The 17,198-nt window shown below is 38.5% G+C and carries 17 protein-coding genes and 1 tRNA gene; 13 read left to right on the forward strand and 5 right to left on the reverse strand.

Annotation, left to right across the window (positions count from 1 at the left end; genetic code table 11):
- Window position 1 precedes the first annotated feature (1 nt).
- Both HCG49_RS18675 and HCG49_RS02945 read right to left on the reverse strand, forming a co-directional pair.
- A complete protein-coding gene (locus HCG49_RS18675; RefSeq protein WP_262888031.1) occupies window positions 2–130 on the reverse strand; it encodes a hypothetical protein in 129 nt (42 codons plus the stop codon).
- A 314-nt stretch (window positions 131–444) separates the two neighbouring features.
- On the reverse strand, window positions 445–1,686 hold the full coding sequence (locus tag HCG49_RS02945; protein WP_168468077.1) for a 3-deoxy-D-manno-octulosonic acid transferase: 1,242 nt from the start codon (window positions 1,684–1,686) through the stop codon (window positions 445–447).
- A 97-nt stretch (window positions 1,687–1,783) separates the two neighbouring features.
- Here HCG49_RS02945 and HCG49_RS02950 point away from each other — a divergent pair, with 97 nt between their 5' ends.
- The 5 genes from HCG49_RS02950 to odhB all read left to right on the forward strand — a co-directional run bounded on the left by HCG49_RS02950 (window position 1,784) and on the right by odhB (window position 9,286).
- Complete coding sequence (locus HCG49_RS02950; RefSeq protein ID WP_168468078.1) at window positions 1,784–2,938, forward strand: DegT/DnrJ/EryC1/StrS family aminotransferase; 1,155 nt, start codon at window positions 1,784–1,786, stop codon at window positions 2,936–2,938.
- A gap of 109 nt (window positions 2,939–3,047) precedes the next feature.
- On the forward strand, window positions 3,048–4,064 hold the full coding sequence (galE, locus tag HCG49_RS02955) for a UDP-glucose 4-epimerase GalE (RefSeq protein ID WP_168468079.1): 1,017 nt from the start codon (window positions 3,048–3,050) through the stop codon (window positions 4,062–4,064).
- Between the two features lie 151 nt (window positions 4,065–4,215).
- Complete coding sequence (locus HCG49_RS02960; protein ID WP_168468080.1) at window positions 4,216–4,572, forward strand: hypothetical protein; 357 nt, start codon at window positions 4,216–4,218, stop codon at window positions 4,570–4,572.
- 595 nt (window positions 4,573–5,167) lie between these two features.
- Window positions 5,168–7,981: a 2-oxoglutarate dehydrogenase E1 component gene (locus tag HCG49_RS02965; RefSeq protein WP_168468081.1), complete on the forward strand. Its 2,814-nt coding sequence runs from the start codon at window positions 5,168–5,170 to the stop codon at window positions 7,979–7,981.
- 93 nt (window positions 7,982–8,074) lie between these two features.
- Window positions 8,075–9,286, forward strand: a complete 1,212-nt coding sequence (gene odhB / locus HCG49_RS02970; protein WP_168468082.1) for a 2-oxoglutarate dehydrogenase complex dihydrolipoyllysine-residue succinyltransferase — start codon at window positions 8,075–8,077, stop codon at window positions 9,284–9,286.
- Between the two features lie 70 nt (window positions 9,287–9,356).
- Here odhB and HCG49_RS02975 read toward each other — a convergent pair whose 3' ends face one another.
- Entirely contained in the window at window positions 9,357–9,797 is a 441-nt protein-coding gene (locus tag HCG49_RS02975) for a TIGR02281 family clan AA aspartic protease (protein WP_168468083.1), read from the reverse strand.
- A gap of 40 nt (window positions 9,798–9,837) precedes the next feature.
- On the opposite strand from HCG49_RS02975, the gene HCG49_RS02980 reads away from it, so the two are divergent.
- The 8 genes from HCG49_RS02980 to HCG49_RS03015 all read left to right on the forward strand — a co-directional run bounded on the left by HCG49_RS02980 (window position 9,838) and on the right by HCG49_RS03015 (window position 15,115).
- Window positions 9,838–10,605 carry a TatD family hydrolase gene (locus tag HCG49_RS02980; protein WP_168468084.1) on the forward strand — a complete coding sequence of 256 codons (768 nt, stop codon included), beginning with the start codon at window positions 9,838–9,840 and terminating at the stop codon, window positions 10,603–10,605.
- 85 nt (window positions 10,606–10,690) lie between these two features.
- Window positions 10,691–11,737: an asparaginase gene (locus HCG49_RS02985; protein ID WP_168468085.1), complete on the forward strand. Its 1,047-nt coding sequence runs from the start codon at window positions 10,691–10,693 to the stop codon at window positions 11,735–11,737.
- A gap of 68 nt (window positions 11,738–11,805) precedes the next feature.
- A tRNA-Ser gene (locus HCG49_RS02990) sits at window positions 11,806–11,893 on the forward strand.
- A 77-nt stretch (window positions 11,894–11,970) separates the two neighbouring features.
- Window positions 11,971–12,720 (forward strand): MotA/TolQ/ExbB proton channel family protein, encoded by a 750-nt coding sequence (locus tag HCG49_RS02995; RefSeq protein ID WP_168468086.1) that lies wholly within the window; start codon window positions 11,971–11,973, stop codon window positions 12,718–12,720.
- Window positions 12,721–12,744: 24 nt separating this feature from the next.
- A complete protein-coding gene (locus HCG49_RS03000) occupies window positions 12,745–13,188 on the forward strand; it encodes a hypothetical protein (protein ID WP_168468087.1) in 444 nt (147 codons plus the stop codon).
- A 13-nt stretch (window positions 13,189–13,201) separates the two neighbouring features.
- Window positions 13,202–13,828, forward strand: coding sequence for an ExbD/TolR family protein (locus tag HCG49_RS03005; RefSeq protein ID WP_168468088.1), 627 nt, complete (start codon window positions 13,202–13,204; stop codon window positions 13,826–13,828).
- Between the two features lie 23 nt (window positions 13,829–13,851).
- Window positions 13,852–14,334 carry an ExbD/TolR family protein gene (locus HCG49_RS03010; protein ID WP_168468089.1) on the forward strand — a complete coding sequence of 161 codons (483 nt, stop codon included), beginning with the start codon at window positions 13,852–13,854 and terminating at the stop codon, window positions 14,332–14,334.
- Between the two features lie 91 nt (window positions 14,335–14,425).
- Window positions 14,426–15,115 carry a porin family protein gene (locus HCG49_RS03015; RefSeq protein ID WP_168468090.1) on the forward strand — a complete coding sequence of 230 codons (690 nt, stop codon included), beginning with the start codon at window positions 14,426–14,428 and terminating at the stop codon, window positions 15,113–15,115.
- On the opposite strand, the gene HCG49_RS03020 is transcribed toward HCG49_RS03015, so the two are convergent.
- Both HCG49_RS03020 and rpoN read right to left on the reverse strand, forming a co-directional pair.
- Complete coding sequence (locus HCG49_RS03020; protein WP_168468091.1) at window positions 15,110–15,715, reverse strand: hypothetical protein; 606 nt, start codon at window positions 15,713–15,715, stop codon at window positions 15,110–15,112. The genes HCG49_RS03015 and HCG49_RS03020 overlap by 6 nt on opposite strands.
- Window positions 15,715–17,172: an RNA polymerase factor sigma-54 gene (rpoN, locus tag HCG49_RS03025; protein ID WP_168468092.1), complete on the reverse strand. Its 1,458-nt coding sequence runs from the start codon at window positions 17,170–17,172 to the stop codon at window positions 15,715–15,717. Before rpoN ends, HCG49_RS03020 begins: the two co-directional genes overlap by 1 nt.
- Window positions 17,173–17,198: the final 26 nt, after the last annotated feature.

Below are 17,198 nucleotides of genomic sequence, written 5' to 3' on the forward strand. Positions count from 1 at the left end.
CTTACTTAAAGAAACCAAAGGCGGCCAAAATAAGACAAATAACTACCGATACCAAAATGATGACCAAAACCACTACCATAAGGCTAAGGAATCCGTTAAGCACCTTAGTACCAAAAGAAAGATCTTTCATACGTTAAGATTTTACTACAATTTAGGGAATATTTGTTTAATAATTTGCAGTCCTCTTTCCAATTCGTTTAAATGTTCTACAAATAAGATGTTTTTAGGTTAAGTGGTAAGCTTAATGGATAAAATACTGAAAACGAGGCATTCTTTAGAAGGCGGCAGCTTATGGAGAGAACGGTCGTGGTATTTGCAAAGGTGCTTAGTTACTACGGCTGCAAATGAGTTAATACATAATGTTAAACCCCCTTCTTAGAAAAAGAATGGTCGCACTAAACTTAATTGTCGCCTGTCTATATTAGAATCTCTAACTAATAAGTCCTACTGCTCCATTATAGTGCCAATGTAATTCATGATTTGGGTGCTTGCTCCCATATTACGGTTCACATAACTGCTGTTGATGCTTCCTGTAGTTTTCAAATAATCAGCGTCTTTTATAAAGCTATCCAAGATTTTTGCGAAGTCGGCCTTGTTATTTGTTGTTAATACCCCTTTTAGGGCCACCAATTCCTCGGCTTCTTTAAAGCCCTGGTAGTGCGGTCCTATAATTACCGGGATGCCAAATGCAGCGGGTTCCAAGGTATTGTGCAAGCCCGTAGCATAGCCGCCACCGACATATCCGATATCTGCATAACTATATATTTTGGTCAGTATCCCAATAGTGTCTACAATCAATACCTCAAATTCTGATAAGTCCTGAGTGCCGATTTGGCTATACAATATTGTTTTCCTTTGTATAGATGCCGCCAAATTATGAATGTGGTCTTCTTTTATATTATGGGGGGCCAATACATATTTTATGGAAGCATTGCTTGAATTGATATAGGGGACGATAGCTTCTTCGTCCTCGGGCCAAGTACTGCCGGCCACAAAAGTGCTGCCGTTGTTTTTAAAGGCTTCCATAAACGCCAGTGAATTGTCTCTTTGGAGAATTTCGCCCACCCGGTCAAACCTAGTATCGCCACCAATGGCCGTATTGGTTAATTGAATGTTTTTAAGTGCCGTTATGGACTGTTGGTCCTGAACAAAAATAAAGGAGAAATTTCGCAGGGCCTCTCGCATAAATCCGCCATAAGGTTTAAAGAATATCTGTTTTTTCTTAAAAATCGCGGAGATAAGTAGCGTCGGTACCTGACTTTGTTTTAGTGCGTTCAAATAATTGGGCCAAATTTCGTATTTCACAAATATGGCTAGTTCGGGACGTACAATTTTTAGAAACTTGGCAACATTCGCTTTGGTATCCATAGGAAGATAGGTTACCAAATCTGCGGCAGTAGTATTTTTTTTAACCTCATAACCAGAAGGGGAAAAAAAGGTCACTAAAATTTTATGGGAAGGATATTTCTTTTTTAATCGTTCTATAATAGGGAGCCCCTGTTCAAATTCGCCCAAGGAGGCGGTATGTATCCATAGAATATGGTCGTCAGGTAAGATATGGCTGTTTAGATAAGAAAACACGGTCTTTCGACCTTCTGTGAAAAGTTTGATTTTGGGATGGAACAAGGCTATCAATCGCAAAAAAAAGGAACTTATCTGTATGGCTATATTATATATGGTAAACACACTAATTTCGTTTGGGGCTAAAATACACTTCTTTAAATAATATCCATTAGCTGCGAATCCTTATTTTTGTAATATTATTTTTGAATAAATACTGACGATGAAGAAAATACAGATGGTAGACCTTAATGGGCAATACCAAACTATAAAAGAACAAGTAAACGATTCTATTGCCAATGTTTTGGAGACTTCTGCCTTTATCAACGGGCCCGAAGTACATGCCTTTCAAAAAGAATTGGAAGACTATTTGGGGGTAAAACACGTTATTCCTTGTGCCAATGGTACAGACGCTTTGCAAATAGCCATGATGGGATTGGGATTAAAGCCTGGGGACGAGGTTATCACTGCCGATTTTACATTCGCAGCAACAGTAGAGGTTATAGCCTTGTTAAACCTGACTCCGGTTTTGGTTGATGTAGAGCTAGATAGTTTTAATATAGATCCGGTTGCCTTGGAAAAGGCCATTACCCCAAAAACAAAGGCTATTGTACCCGTACATTTATTTGGACAATGTGCCAATATGGATGCTATTATGGAAATAGCAGAAAAACATAACCTATATGTTATAGAAGACAATGCACAAGCTATAGGGGCTAGCTATACCCAAAAGGATGGCAGTAAGAAAAAGGCCGGTACTTTTGGTCATGTAGCAGCGACTTCCTTTTTCCCTTCTAAAAACTTAGGTTGTTATGGCGATGGTGGGGCTATTTTTACCAATGACGATGCCTTGGCGCATACGTTAAGGGGGGTTGTAAATCATGGGATGTACGAACGTTACCATCACGATGTTGTTGGGGTAAACTCTAGGTTAGATTCTATCCAAGCCGTTGTTTTACGAGCAAAATTACCGTTGTTAGATCAGTATAATAAAAGCCGTAGAGAGGCAGCAGAGAAATATTCTAAGGCCTTGGCAGGACATAATAATATTATAGTGCCTACATTGGTGAATACTTGTGCTACACAATGTGAGAATTGCGATTGCCATGTCTTTCATCAGTATACCCTGAGGATTACCAACGGACAAAGAGATGCTTTGGTAAAGCACTTGGGGGAACTTCAAATACCATGTGGGGTGTACTATCCTATTCCATTGCACCTGCAAAAGGCATATTTGGATGAACGATATAAGGAAGAAAATTTTCCGGTAACCAATCAATTGGTAAAAGAAGTAATCTCCTTGCCGATGCATACAGAATTAGACGATGAACAAATAGCATATATCACATCGACCATCCTGGCGTTCGTTAATCAATAGTCACGGATCGGTTTTTTCCATTCAATAGCTAAGGTTATAAAAATTGAAGCCTTTTTGGACAGGAATGGTATGCTTTAAAGTTATAAGTAATTTAATAGATATATTATAAATGAAAATACTAGTTACAGGAGGATTGGGATTTATTGGTTCCCATACAACGGTAGAATTACAGAACAAAGGGTTTGAAGTGGTCATTATAGACGACCTTTCAAATTCGACAGAAAAGGTATTGGACGGTATCGTGGCCATTACTGGTAAAAAGCCGATTTTTGAAAAACTGGATTTAAAGGAAAAATCTAAGGTCGAGGATTTTTTTAAAAGACATCAGGATATTGCAGGGGTCATTCATTTTGCCGCTTCTAAGGCTGTAGGAGAAAGTGTAGAAAAACCGTTGCTATATTATGAGAACAATATAGGTACCCTTGTGTACTTGTTAAAAGAGCTTTCTAAAAAAGAGAAGGCTAGTTTTATATTTAGTTCTTCTTGTACAGTATACGGTCAGGCAGATAAAATGCCGATTACAGAAGACGCTCCGGTAAAAGCAGCAGAGTCTCCTTATGGGAACACCAAGCAAATCGGAGAAGAGATCATTCAAGAGACCTGTAAGGTTACTCCGGCTATAAACGCCATAGCCCTTCGATATTTTAACCCAATGGGAGCGCATCCTTCCACGGAAATAGGGGAATTGCCAATAGGGGTACCACAGAATTTAGTGCCTTTTATCACGCAAACAGGAGCAGGGATTAGAGAGCAAATAGCGGTCTTTGGAGGAGATTATCCTACAGAAGACGGTACCTGTATTCGCGATTATATTCATGTGGTCGATTTGGCAAAGGCCCATGTAGTGGCTTTAGAAAGGCTGTTGAATGCTAAAAATGAAGAAAATTACGAGGTTTTTAATGTGGGTACCGGAAAGGGTAGTTCTGTATTGGAGGCAATTCAAAGTTTTGAAAGGGTTTCGGGCAAAAAACTTAATTATAAGATTGTCGATAGAAGACCTGGAGATATTATGACGGCGTATGCCGATACTACCAAAGCAAATAATGTTTTAGGATGGAAAGCCCAATCTACGCTAGATGAAGCTATGAAATCGGCTTGGTTGTGGGAACAAAAAATTAGAAAGTAAAAATCGCAATGCCTCTTTCTATTGGAAAGGGGCATTTTTTTTGCCTTTTAGCGAGTGTTGATCCCGTTGCAAATCAACAAGGAGTTTTTTTATAAAAAGTATAGTTGATAAGTTTTTTGATCCGTTTAAGGGTATAGCCCGTAGATTATATATGGTTGTAAATTTCCCAAATAGTTCCGAGCTCTTAAGCCATATTGTGGCCGAAAAGTTGTACCAAAACTTGGTAGCACAATTGCAAAAAGATTTTGGATTGGCCAATGTTTTTATAGATATCTCTGCTGAGATATCCCCAAAAGACTTAAAGACGTTGGTACATGAAAAGGTATATTATCTTATTCTAGAAAAATTTACCGACTACTTAAATCTTTTGTATATTATAGATGTATCTGAGAAGGCGATTAAAGGAATTAATGCTACCGATGTAGTAGAGATTTCGGAGCAGGTAACTTTTGAAATTCTAAAACGAGAGTGGCAAAAGGTATGGTTCAAGAATAAATATAAGTCTTAACAATAAACGCAACCAAGGGCATTGTTAAAGATTCTTTTATGGCCCTTTTACAAGACCTTGTGCCAATCTGCTTACATTACACATAGCAATCTGTGGCTGAGACATGTAAAAAAGGCAGGAGGTTAATTGAGGTATTGATAATTTTCCCAACAAACACAGGAGTCCTGCGTTTTATAGCCGGTTCTAATGCTAGGCGGCCCTCTTTTTTAGGGGTGAGATAACACAACCCTTTAAGCTTACCGATAGAGGTTCTTAACTTTGTGTACGAAAAATGGGTGTAATAAAAAAGGCTCTCTTTTTAGACCTTCCAAAAAGGATATTAGCGGCATTAAATGAGTAAGGGTCAAACCTTAGGCTAAAACTTTCGACGAATTGAACTTTATTTCAAAAAGAGGGATTGTGAAGTTTTCCTTTGGTACACATAATAGTTGTTAAAAGGCTAAAGAACAGTGAAGAAAAAGGTATTTTGGGTAAGAGTAATCCACTTTTTATGAATATTATAAAAATTTTCTATTATTAATACCTAAGATAAGCTTAGATATCTTAAATGTTGTATTTTTGAATAAATTTTGTTCAAAAGACAGAGAGAATTTTCATGGATAAATATTCCTTTTTAAACGCTGCGCACACTTCTTATTTCGCAGAATTATACGATAAGTATTTAATACACCCCGACAGTGTAGAACCTAGTTGGCGGGCATTTTTTCAAGGTTTCGATTTTGGAATGGAAAGTGCCGAAGCAGGTGAGGGTGTAGAACAATCAACAGCTCCATTGTCCGTCGAGGGCGGGCAAAATGTAAATGTAGAAGTGCCACTATCGCTTCAAAAGGAGTTTCAAGTGGTGCGGCTAATCGATGGCTATAGAACAAGAGGACATCTGTTTACCAGAACCAACCCAGTAAGGGAAAGACGTCAGTACTTCCCATCCTTGGAGTTGGAGACTTTTGGTTTACAGGCCAGCGATCTTGATACCCAGTTTACGGCAGGGGATATCTTAGGTATTGGCCCAAGTACCTTGCGTCAAATTATTGAACACTTGAAACGCATCTATTGCGACGCTATTGGGGTCGAGTATATGTACATTAGAAACCCGGAAAGGGTAGCGTGGATTCAAAATTGGCTGAATGTCAACGATAACCACCCTAATTTCGATGTAGAAAAAAAGAAGCATATTCTGCATAAATTGAATGAGGCTGTTTCTTTTGAAAGTTTCTTGCACACGAAATATGTTGGGCAAAAAAGATTCTCTCTGGAAGGAAATGAATCGTTGATTCCTGCCTTGGATGCCATGGTAGAAAAGGCCGCCGAAATGGGGGTTGAGCAATTTGTGATGGGAATGGCCCACCGTGGAAGGTTGAATGTGTTGACCAATATTTTTGGCAAAAAAGCAAAAGATATTTTTAGTGAATTTGACGGTAAGGATTATGAGCTGGAAATTTTTGATGGAGATGTAAAGTACCATTTAGGGTGGACTTCGGAACGAAAGGCTGCCAATGGTAACAATATAAAAATGAACATAGCCCCAAACCCCTCCCACTTAGAGACGGTAGGGGCTGTGGTAGAAGGGATCGCTAGAGCTAAACAAGACGATCACTATCCCGAGGATTTTTCGAAGGTATTGCCGATAGTAGTACACGGAGATGCGGCAATTGCCGGTCAAGGTTTAGTGTACGAATTGGTGCAAATGGCCAATTTGGACGGTTATAAAACTAACGGAACCATTCATATAGTGGTCAATAACCAAATTGGGTTTACAACCAACTATTTAGATGCGCGTAGTTCTACCTATTGTACCGATGTGGCTAAGGTTACCTTAAGTCCGGTGTTGCATGTCAATGCCGATGATGCCGAAGCTGTGGTGCATGCCTCTAATTTTGCGTTAGAGTTTAGAATGCGTTTTAAAAGAGATGTGTTTTTAGATCTTTTAGGGTATCGTAAATATGGGCATAACGAAGGTGATGAGCCTCGTTTTACCCAGCCTAAATTATATAAAGCAATCGCCAAACAGAAAAATCCAAGAGACCTTTACGCAGATATCCTGATCGCTCAAGGAGTGATCGAAGAAGGCTATGTGAAAAAACTGGAGGAAGAGTACAAGGCTACCTTAGAGGAAGAACTAGAAGATTCTAGAAAAGAAGCGAAGACGGTAATTACTCCGTTTATGCAGGACGAATGGAAAGGTTTTGATGCGGTACGCGAATGGGAAATGCTCGAGACTATAGATACTACCTACGATAAAGATAAATTGGTGGCTGTAGCTAAGGTGCTTACCGAGCTTCCGAAAGATAAAAAATTCTTGCGTAAAGTAGAGAAACTGGTGAAGGATCGTAAAGATATGTTTTTCAAAAACGATACCTTGGATTGGGCTATGGGCGAGCTTTTGGCCTTTGGAAGTTTGTTAGAAGAGGGGTATTGTGTGCGTATGTCCGGACAGGATGTAGAACGAGGTACCTTTTCTCACCGACATGCTGTTATGAAAGTGGAGGAAAGTGAGGAAGAAGTGATTCTCTTGAATAAAATATCAGAGAAACCAGAAGCCTTTCAAATATACAATTCCCTATTGTCCGAATATGGTGTGGTTGGATTTGATTATGGATATGCCATGGCTAGTCCTAATACCTTGACGATTTGGGAAGCACAGTTTGGAGATTTTAGTAATGGTGCCCAGATAATGATCGACCAGTATATTTCTGCTGCCGAAGATAAATGGAAACTGCAAAACGGATTGGTGATGTTGTTGCCTCATGGTTATGAGGGTCAGGGAGCCGAACATTCTTCCGCACGTATGGAGCGTTATTTGCAATTGTGTGCTAGGGATAACATGTATATAGCCGATGTAAGTACACCGGCCAACTTGTTTCATATGTTGAGAAGGCAAATGAAGGTGAACTTTAGAAAGCCGTTGATCGTATTTACCCCGAAAAGTTTGCTTAGACATCCAAAGGCAGTTTCTACTGTAGAAGAATTTGCCAACGGAAGTTTCCAAGAAGTTATAGATGATCATTCCGCAGACGTGAAAGATATAAAAAGCTTGGTATTCTGTACCGGGAAGTTTTATTACGATCTTTTGGCCTTTAAGGAAGAGCATAATAGAAATGATGTTGCCTTGGTGCGTGTAGAGCAATTATTTCCGCTACCTGCCAAGAAAATGATCGCTATCATGGATAAGTATAAAAATGCCGATGATATGGTTTGGGCTCAAGAAGAACCTAGAAACATGGGGGCTTGGGGGCATATGACCATGCATTTTAGCGAAGCCCATAAATTGAGAGTGGCTTCTAGAAGATTTTATGCGTCCCCGGCAGCAGGTAGCGCGGTCCGTTCTAAACGTCGTCATCAGCAAGTGATCGATTACGTTTTTGACAAGACCAAAAACAATATGAGTAGACAGCCAGAAAAAGATAATTAATTAGACGATATATACGTATTGTTTAGAGTTGGATTTCTTTTTTTAGAAAGGAAAATATAAAAACAGACTAGACGTAAATTAAAATTATAAAGAATGATTTTAGAAATGAAAGTGCCCTCGCCAGGAGAGTCTATTACCGAGGTAGAGATTGCAGAATGGTTGGTTAGTGATGGGGATTATGTAGAGAAAGACCAAGCGATTGCAGAAGTAGATTCTGATAAGGCGACCTTAGAATTGCCAGCGGAAGAAAGTGGAATTATTACCTTGAAAGCAGAAGTAGGTGACGCTGTTGCTGTAGGAGCGGTGGTGTGTTTGATAGATACGTCGGCCGAAAAACCAAGTGGGGCTACTAAGACCGAAACGAAGCCAGCAGCTAAGGAAGAGGTTAAGGAAAAAGCGCCGGCACCTAAAGAAGAAAAAACTTCTTACGCTACTGGAGCAGCATCTCCGGCAGCAAAGAAAATATTAGCAGAAAAAAACATCGATACCGCTACTATTAAAGGAACTGGTAAAGATGGAAGAATTACCAAAGACGATGCCGTAAAAGCAGTGCCGTCCATGGGAACTCCAAAAGGTGGATCTAGAGGTGAGAGCAGGACCAAATTGTCCATGCTTCGTCGTAAAGTTGCAGAGCGTTTAGTGTCGGTTAAAAATGAAACCGCCATGTTGACGACTTTTAACGAAATAGATATGTCTGCAATTTTTGCTTTAAGAGAGCAGTATAAGGAAGACTTTAAGAGTAAGCATGGCGTAGGATTAGGATTTATGTCCTTCTTTACGCAGGCAGTGATAAGAGCACTACAATTATATCCTTCGGTAAATTCAATGATTGATGGTAAGGAAATGATAAGCTTTGATTTCTGTGATATCAGTATCGCTGTTTCCGGACCTAAAGGTCTTATGGTGCCAGTGATCAGAAATGCAGAAAACTTAAGCTTTAGAGGGGTAGAGGCTGAGGTAAAAAGATTGGCCATACGTGCCCGTGAAGGCGATATTACTGTTGATGAAATGACAGGCGGTACCTTTACTATTACCAATGGAGGAGTGTTTGGTTCTATGTTGTCAACTCCAATCATCAACCCTCCTCAGAGTGCTATTTTAGGGATGCACAATATCGTAGAAAGACCAATTGCTAAAAATGGGGCAGTGGTAATTGCACCTATTATGTATTTGGCCTTGTCATACGATCACCGAATTATTGACGGTAAGGAGTCTGTTGGATTCTTGGTTGCTATTAAGGAAGCCTTAGAAAATCCGGAAGAATTACTCATGGGTAATAATGTGAAAAAAGCCTTGGAACTATAGGGTGACCGACTAGTACAAGTCTAATTTTTTAGATAGTAAGACCTGCAATGTGTTATACATTTTGCAGGTCTTATAGTTTTAAATAGAGTTGCGTTTTTTTATAGTCTATAATGGCTTTCCCTTTTTTAAGAACATCGGCACCTATAATACCATCAACAGGAAGGGCTTGGTGTGAAGTAAGGGCTTCGTTCACATGAACCAGGTCGAAAAGCACTATTTTTTGTTTGTTTTTAGACCAACTCCCGAGCGCAACGGTATTCTTAGTAGATATTTTAGTGTACATTTCCGTAGCTCCTGCCCCCGCAGCTTTTATTTTGGATTCCTTGGAGTTTAATTTGAAAAAATCGATTTTGTCCAAACCTATACAGGTGTTAGATGCCCCGGTATCTAAGATAAAACGGCCGCTGATTCCATTTATTTGTGCCGTGACTTCAAAGTGGTTGGTCTTAGTGAGGAGTAAGGGGATTTTTATATAATTCTTTTTCTTTAAAAATTTTTTTAGGCTGGACATCTTGTTCTCTTTTTAACAAAGATAGTTCTATTTTTGCACTATGATATTAACAGATACGCATACGCATTTATACAGTGAAGCCTTTGATGAGGATAGGGATTTGGTAATGGCCAACGCCATAGATATGGGGGTGTCCCGTTTTTTTATTCCTGCTATAGATTCTACTTATACAGAATCTATGTTGACCCTTGAAAAAGCCTATCCGGAGAATGTATTCTTAATGATGGGGCTGCACCCAACCTATGTCAAAGAAAATTATTTGGAAGAATTGTCCCATGTCGAGGAAATGCTTGCATCTCGTAAGTTTTATGCCGTTGGTGAAATAGGGATCGATCTGTATTGGGATAAAACCTTTTTAAAGCAACAACAAGAGGCTTTTAAATTACAGATTCAATGGGCTAAAAAATATAACTACCCAATAGTGATTCACTGCCGTGATGGGTTTAATGAAGTCTTTGAAGTGCTGGAAGAAGAAAAGGGAGACGATTTGTACGGTATTTTTCATTGTTTTACTGGGACCCTAGAGCAGGCACAACGGGCAATTTCTTATAATATGAAATTGGGTATTGGGGGAGTTCTTACCTATAAGAATGGTAAAATAGATACCTTCTTAAATGAAATTCCGGTTGAACATATAGTATTGGAAACAGATGCTCCTTATTTAGCTCCGGTTCCTTACCGTGGAAAACGAAATGAAAGCGCATACTTGGTGCAAGTGCTCGAGAAATTGTCGCTTATATATAATAGGAGTAAGGAAGACTTGGCGGCTATTACTACCGAAAACTCAAAAAGGGTGTTTGGGATATAGTTTTATAGCTATGCAAGTTTAGAAGTGTAAAAGTTCCTTTGAAGATGTTATTATAATAGAAGGTATAACTTGGTTGACAATTTAAATGCTTAATTTCATCGATGTGATAAAACAGGCTAATATTTTAATTATATATACTGGTGGTACCATTGGTATGGTGAAGGATTATGAAACCGGTGCCTTAAAAGCATTCAATTTTAAAAAATTGGTCAAACATATTCCAGAGCTTCACCAGATAGATTGTAAGATCGATACCTTTTCTTTTGATACGCCTATAGATTCCTCTAATATGAATAGTAGTCATTGGGCGGCCATAGCAACTATTATAGAAGATCATTACGATTCTCATGATGGGTTCGTGGTGCTTCATGGAAGTGATACGATGAGCTATACCGCTTCGGCTTTAAGTTATATGTTAGAGAATTTGAGAAAGCCGGTGGTTTTTACGGGGTCGCAACTGCCTATAGGCGACTTAAGGACCGATGCCAAGGAAAACCTGATTACTTCTATTCAAATAGCGGCCTTACAAGAAAACAATAAGGCGGTGATACAAGAGGTATGTTTGTATTTTGAATATAAATTGTACCGAGGCAATAGGACTACTAAGATCAATGCAGAGCATTTTGAAGCTTTTGCTTCTTTAAATTATCCTGCGTTGGCAGAGTCCGGGGTACATTTAAAAGTAAATAAGGAATACTTGTTAAGACCAAAAGGTACTAAAAAGCTTGTGGTTCATAAGGATATGGATCAAAATGTAGCTATTTTAAAAATATTTCCGGGTTTTAACAAATTTGTATTGCAGAGTGTATTAAATTCGCCCCACCTAAAAGCATTGGTTTTGGAGACCTATGGTTCTGGTAACGCTCCTACGGAAGAGTGGTTTGTAAAGGAACTTAAAAAGGCGATTGAAAAAGGTATTTTTATTGTGAATGTGACACAATGCTCGGGCGGAAGTGTCATTATGGGGCAATATGAGACCAGTAAACAACTCCAAAATCTAGGTGTTATTAATGGAAAGGATATAACTACAGAGGCAGCAATTACCAAATTGATGTATGTATTGGGAAATAAAGTTTCTTCTAAGTTGTTCAAAACCATCTATGAAACATCGCTGCGAGGGGAAATGCAATAAAAATAACGTTCTAAATTTCTTTAACTAATATATTTTTTGTTATTTGGACGTCTGAAATCATTGAAAATAGAGAGGTGGCCGAGTGGTCGAAGGCGCACGCCTGGAAAGTGTGTATACCCCAAAAGGGTATCGAGGGTTCGAATCCCTTCCTCTCTGCAGTTAAGTTTTATTTAAGTATTATAATTTTTTTTTATCTTTAACCCATTAACTAACTAAAATTAAGTTTTAAAAAAATGAAAAAATCATTCTCTATCCTAGCAGCGGCTGGGTTATTTGTGGCAGGTACAAATACAGTAAGTGCAAAAGTTGCAGCTGCGGCAGTGGTTTTGCAGGATGCAGCTCCAGAAGCTGAAAAAGGATTTACTCAAGTATTGAAAGAACAGTTTATCCAAGGGGGCGCAGGCTTCATGGGAATTGTACTTTTATGTTTGATTCTAGGATTGGCAGTAGCTATCGAAAGAATTATCTACCTTAATTTGGCTACAACAAATACAACAAAATTAAAACAACAAGTAGAAGACGCTTTGGCTTCCGGTGGTATTGATGCAGCGAAAGAAGTTTGTAGAAATACAAAAGGACCTGTTGCTTCTATTTTCTACCAAGGATTGGAAAGAGCTGGAGATAGCATCGAATCTGCTGAAAAAGCGGTTGTTGCTTACGGTGGTGTTCAAATGGGACAATTAGAGAAAAACGTTTCTTGGTTGTCATTATTTATTGCTGTTGCTCCTATGCTTGGGTTTATGGGTACGGTAATTGGTATGATCCAGGCCTTCCAGAAGATTGCTGCAGTAGGTAACTTAAGTGCCTCTCTTATTGCTGGTGATATTCAGGTAGCATTATTAACTACGGTATTTGGTCTTATTACTGCGATTATCCTACAGATTTTTTACAACTACATCATCGCTAAGATTGATAGTATTGTAAATGATATGGAAGACTCTTCAATCACTTTGATTGATATGTTGTCAGATCACAAAAAATAAGTCGGACTTAATACTTATAGTATCATGCATAAAATAATAAAAATAATATTGGTTATTCTTGGAGCTGTTGGAGCCATACTATGGTTTCAGTTGCCTTCAACAGATATGCCAGCAGGAGAAGCGGTAAATAGCGCTTCCATGAACTTTATGTTCATTATTACGTACTTGTTGTTAGGAATCGCTGTGGCAGCTTCATTGATTTTCGGATTAGTCAATTTGTTGACTTCGAAAGAGGCTATTAAAAAGGCAGCATTTGCAGTGATAGGTTTATTGGTTGTAGTAGGGGTATCTTACGCCTTGGCCGATGGAACTGACATTGATTTGAACGAAATGGCCAGAAAGGGCATTCCAACAACCGAAAGTACAGTGAAGTCAATTGGAATGGGATTAAACGTATTCTTTATATTGACAATTATTGCGGTTGCCGCCATGTTATGGTCGGGAGTTAAGAAAATGATTAGTAAATAATAAATAAAATATTATGCCAAAAAGAGGAGCACCACCAGAGGTTAATGCGGGTTCTATGGCAGACATAGCGTTCTTATTGCTGATCTTTTTCCTAGTGACAACCACTATTGAGACAGATGCAGGTCTAGATCGTATGTTACCACCGATTGAACCGCCAGATCAAGATGTCGTTATTAAGGAAAAAAACATTTTTCAAGTTAGCATTAATAAGGACGGACAATTATTGGCAGATGAAGAGTTGACAGAGCTTAAAAATCTTAGGGCAAAAGCCATTGCCTTTTTAGATAATGGAGGCGCTCCTGCCGGTAGTGCAGATTACTGTAACTACTGTCAAGGAGAAAGAGATGTAGCTTCTTCAGATAGTCCACAGAAAGCTATTATTTCGCTAAAGAATGATAGAGAGACGAAATACGGTACTTACATTACGGTTCAGAATGAATTGGTAGGAGCGTATAACGAATTAAGGAATAGAGAGGCTCAACGTTTGTACAAGAGAAACTTTACAGACATGGAAGCAGAATATCTAAACCCCGAAACGCCAGATGATGTTAGGGATGCCTTAAAAGAGAAAGTGAAGAGAATTCAAGATTTGTTTCCTCAAAAACTTTCAGAAGCAGAGACAGCATCTTCGTCAAAATAATTTAGAAGTTAAAAGAATTTACTATGTCAAAATTTAACAAGAAAAAAGATGCGGCATTACCTGCAGTGAATACTGCATCGTTGCCAGATATCGTTTTTATGCTCTTGTTCTTCTTTATGACGGTTACAGTAATGAAAGATAGCACCCTTAAGGTAGAGAATGTTCTGCCAAATGCTACTGAAGTTAAAAAGCTAGAAAAAAAGGACAGGATTATCTATATCTATGTTGGGAAACCTACTCGTGAATACGAGAAAACATATGGTACAGAATCTAAAATTCAATTAAACGATAAGTTTGCTCAGGCATCGGATGTTGGAGATTACATTTTACAGGAAAGAGCTAAAAAACCTCAAGAACTGCAAGATGTTTTAACAACAGCTCTTAAAGTAGATAAGAATGCTAATATGGGTATCATATCCGATATTAAACAAGAACTTAGAAAAGTAAATGCCTTGAAAGTAAATTATACCACCTATGAGGGTGATGCTTTCAAGAATATACAATAGTTAGTAAAAAGGATAAGAGAATTAAAACGCTTCAAATACTATATTTGAAGCGTTTTTTTATTGATATTAGAATCATTATCTTAAGAAGGTTATGAAGCGTTTTATTATTTTAATTTTCCTTTTTACACAGCCCTTTGTTCATTCTCAGGAAATAGAACAATCCGCGGCAGCCGCCTCTAATTACTTAGAAGATCAATTCTATCTAGGAGTTACTTACAACCTCTTTACAAAGCTGCCCAAGGATATTTCGCATCGAAACCTTTCTTATGGGTTACAGGGTGGTTTTATTAAGGATATCCCTTTAAATGAAGCCAGAACAATTGCTATGGGTGCTGGGATAGGGTTTGGTATAAATTCATATTACACTAACTTATTGGCCTCTAAAACCGATGAAAACATTACTTATAGTAGAATAGAGAGCAAAACTGATTACAGTAGAAATAAGATAGAAACTCATATGCTCGAATTTCCCCTGGAATTCAGATGGCGTAATTCTACTCCTGAAGAATATAAGTTTTGGCGTGTGTATGGCGGTTTAAAATTTGGCTATGTGGTCAATGCTAGGTCTAAATATGTTTCCGACTTGGAAAACATAAGTTTCTCGAACGAAGAAATTAAAAAGTTTCAATACGGGCTTACCTTTAGTGTTGGATATAATACCTTTAATTTTCATGCGTATTACGCACTTAGCCCTTTATTTAATAAGGACGTTACCCTCGATTCCGGAGAGCAGTTAAAAGTAAAACCCCTTCGGGTAGGCTTGATTTTTTATATTCTATAACCAAAACTTCACGGTTAACAATTGGGTGGTTACGCCTAAGAGAAACCCTAATAATAGTTCTGGAGCCGTATGTGCCCTTAAATAAAGTCTTGCCGTAGCGGTTAATCCGCATAGTAATGTCATGATGGCAATGGCGATGGCAATATTGATCTCAAAATGGATACTAAGGTTAATAAGGAACATTAGCAGGCTTCCTAATCCCAGAAGGTGCATACTGCACTTAAAGTTTATAAACAGCAGGAAAAGGGCGCTAAAGCTCGCTGCGACGAGTCCTAAGAAATAATAGTGGAGCTCTATGCTGAAGTGGTTTGGGATAACCTTTAAAAGAACCAATAAAAGGAGGGCCAGATTTAAATATAAAGGGTACTTTCTCTCCTTTAGGTTCGGCATAAAAACCGAACTAACGACGCCCAGGTGCTGTAATAGGATATAAAAAAGTATGGGAATGATAATGGTTAAAAGAAAAATTGGCAGTATGGTGGCTGCCTGAAAGCTTGTAGGGATAAATCTAGGGGTAATAATAAAATAGGCAGATGTGCCCGATAAAGGAATAAAAAGTGGATGAAGCAGGTAAGATATGGCCGTTGAAAACTGTCGCATTAAATTTCTTTACGTAACCTAGCGACCGGTATACCCAATTGCTCCCGATATTTTGCCACCGTCCGTCTTGCGATGGGATATCCTTTTTCCTTTAAAATAGCGGCCAATTTATCATCGGTTAAAGGTTTTCTTTTGGTTTCTTCCCCAATAACCGTCTCTAGGATCTTTTTAATCTCTTTGGTCGATACGTCTTCACCTTGTTCGTTTTTCATCGACTCTGAAAAATATTCCTTTATTAATTTGGTACCATAAGGAGTGTCTACGTATTTGCTATTGGCAACCCTAGATACGGTAGAAACATCCATTTGAATGGTATCGGCAATATCTTTAAGGATCATTGGTCGCAGTTTGCGTTCATCTCCTGTTAAAAAGTATTCCTTTTGATACTGCATAATGGCATTCATAGTCACATAAAGGGTCTGTTGCCGTTGTCTAACGGCATCTATAAACCATTTGGCGGCATCGAGCTTTTGTTTTATAAAAATGACAGTATCCTTTTGGGATTTCGATTTCTCCTTGGCATTTTTATAGCCTTCCAGCATATTGTTATATTCTCTGGAAACATGTAATTCTGGTGCATTTCGACCGTTTAGGCTAAGTTCTAATTCGCCTTCGGTGATACGGATGCTAAAATCTGGTACTACGTGTTCTACCATCCTTGTATTGCCAGAATAAGAACCGCCAGGTTTTGGGTTTAAACGCTCAATCTCCGCAATGGCATCCTTTAATTCTTCTTCAGAGACATTGTGTTTTTGAAGAAGTTTCTGATAATGCTTTTTAGTAAACTGTTCAAAAGATTTTTCTAGCAATTCTAGGGCTAACCTTGTGCTGGGAGTAGCATCCTTTCTTTTCAATTGGATGATCAGACATTCTTCCAAAGATCTGGCTGCTACTCCAGCAGGGTCTAAATCTTGAACTATATGTAATATTCTTTCTATGGTATTCTCATCGGTATAGATGTTTTGGGTAAAAGCCAAGTCGTCCATAATGTCTGACAATGGTCGTCTAATATACCCGCCTTCATCTACACTGCCCACCAAAAACTCGGCAATAGCCCATTCCTCATCATTTAAATAAACCGTGTTAAGTTGGCTTATCAAATACTGGGTAAAGGAGATGCCGGCTGCATAGGGTAGGTTTTTTTCCTCATCGTCCGAACTGTAGTTGTTTATTTGGGTTCTATAGTCTGGAATTTCATCATCACTTAAGTATTCGTCTATATTAATGTCATCGGCACTAATGTTTTCACTATCGGTTTCGTTGTCATAGATGTCCTCGAACTCGTCTTGTTGAAGTTCGCCTTCTTCCTTACCGCTCTCCAATGCAGGATTCTCCTCCAATTCTTGTTTCAAACGTTGTTCAAAGGCCTGTGTAGGCAATTGAATCAACTTCATCAACTGAATTTGCTGAGGAGATAATTTCTGCGATAGCTTAAACTGTAAGTGTTGTTTTAACATATAGTCTTAAATACTTGTTACCCTAT

Origin of the sequence: Arenibacter sp. 6A1 (genome assembly GCF_012272855.1) — a bacterium.
Taxonomy (GTDB): domain Bacteria; phylum Bacteroidota; class Bacteroidia; order Flavobacteriales; family Flavobacteriaceae; genus Arenibacter.

Coding starts and splice junctions, on each gene's coding strand:
- HCG49_RS18675 (WP_262888031.1), bottom strand. CDS start 130: ATGAAAGATCTTTCTTTTGGTACTAAGGTGCTTAACGGATTCCTTAGC.
- HCG49_RS02950 (WP_168468078.1), top strand. CDS start 1,784: ATGAAGAAAATACAGATGGTAGACCTTAATGGGCAATACCAAACTATA.
- galE (WP_168468079.1), top strand. CDS start 3,048: ATGAAAATACTAGTTACAGGAGGATTGGGATTTATTGGTTCCCATACA.
- HCG49_RS02960 (WP_168468080.1), top strand. CDS start 4,216: ATGGTTGTAAATTTCCCAAATAGTTCCGAGCTCTTAAGCCATATTGTG.
- HCG49_RS02965 (WP_168468081.1), top strand. CDS start 5,168: ATGGATAAATATTCCTTTTTAAACGCTGCGCACACTTCTTATTTCGCA.
- odhB (WP_168468082.1), top strand. CDS start 8,075: ATGATTTTAGAAATGAAAGTGCCCTCGCCAGGAGAGTCTATTACCGAG.
- HCG49_RS02975 (WP_168468083.1), bottom strand. CDS start 9,797: ATGTCCAGCCTAAAAAAATTTTTAAAGAAAAAGAATTATATAAAAATC.
- HCG49_RS02980 (WP_168468084.1), top strand. CDS start 9,838: ATGATATTAACAGATACGCATACGCATTTATACAGTGAAGCCTTTGAT.
- HCG49_RS02985 (WP_168468085.1), top strand. CDS start 10,691: ATGCTTAATTTCATCGATGTGATAAAACAGGCTAATATTTTAATTATA.
- HCG49_RS02995 (WP_168468086.1), top strand. CDS start 11,971: ATGAAAAAATCATTCTCTATCCTAGCAGCGGCTGGGTTATTTGTGGCA.
- HCG49_RS03000 (WP_168468087.1), top strand. CDS start 12,745: ATGCATAAAATAATAAAAATAATATTGGTTATTCTTGGAGCTGTTGGA.
- HCG49_RS03005 (WP_168468088.1), top strand. CDS start 13,202: ATGCCAAAAAGAGGAGCACCACCAGAGGTTAATGCGGGTTCTATGGCA.
- HCG49_RS03010 (WP_168468089.1), top strand. CDS start 13,852: ATGTCAAAATTTAACAAGAAAAAAGATGCGGCATTACCTGCAGTGAAT.
- HCG49_RS03015 (WP_168468090.1), top strand. CDS start 14,426: ATGAAGCGTTTTATTATTTTAATTTTCCTTTTTACACAGCCCTTTGTT.
- HCG49_RS03020 (WP_168468091.1), bottom strand. CDS start 15,715: ATGCGACAGTTTTCAACGGCCATATCTTACCTGCTTCATCCACTTTTT.
- rpoN (WP_168468092.1), bottom strand. CDS start 17,172: ATGTTAAAACAACACTTACAGTTTAAGCTATCGCAGAAATTATCTCCT.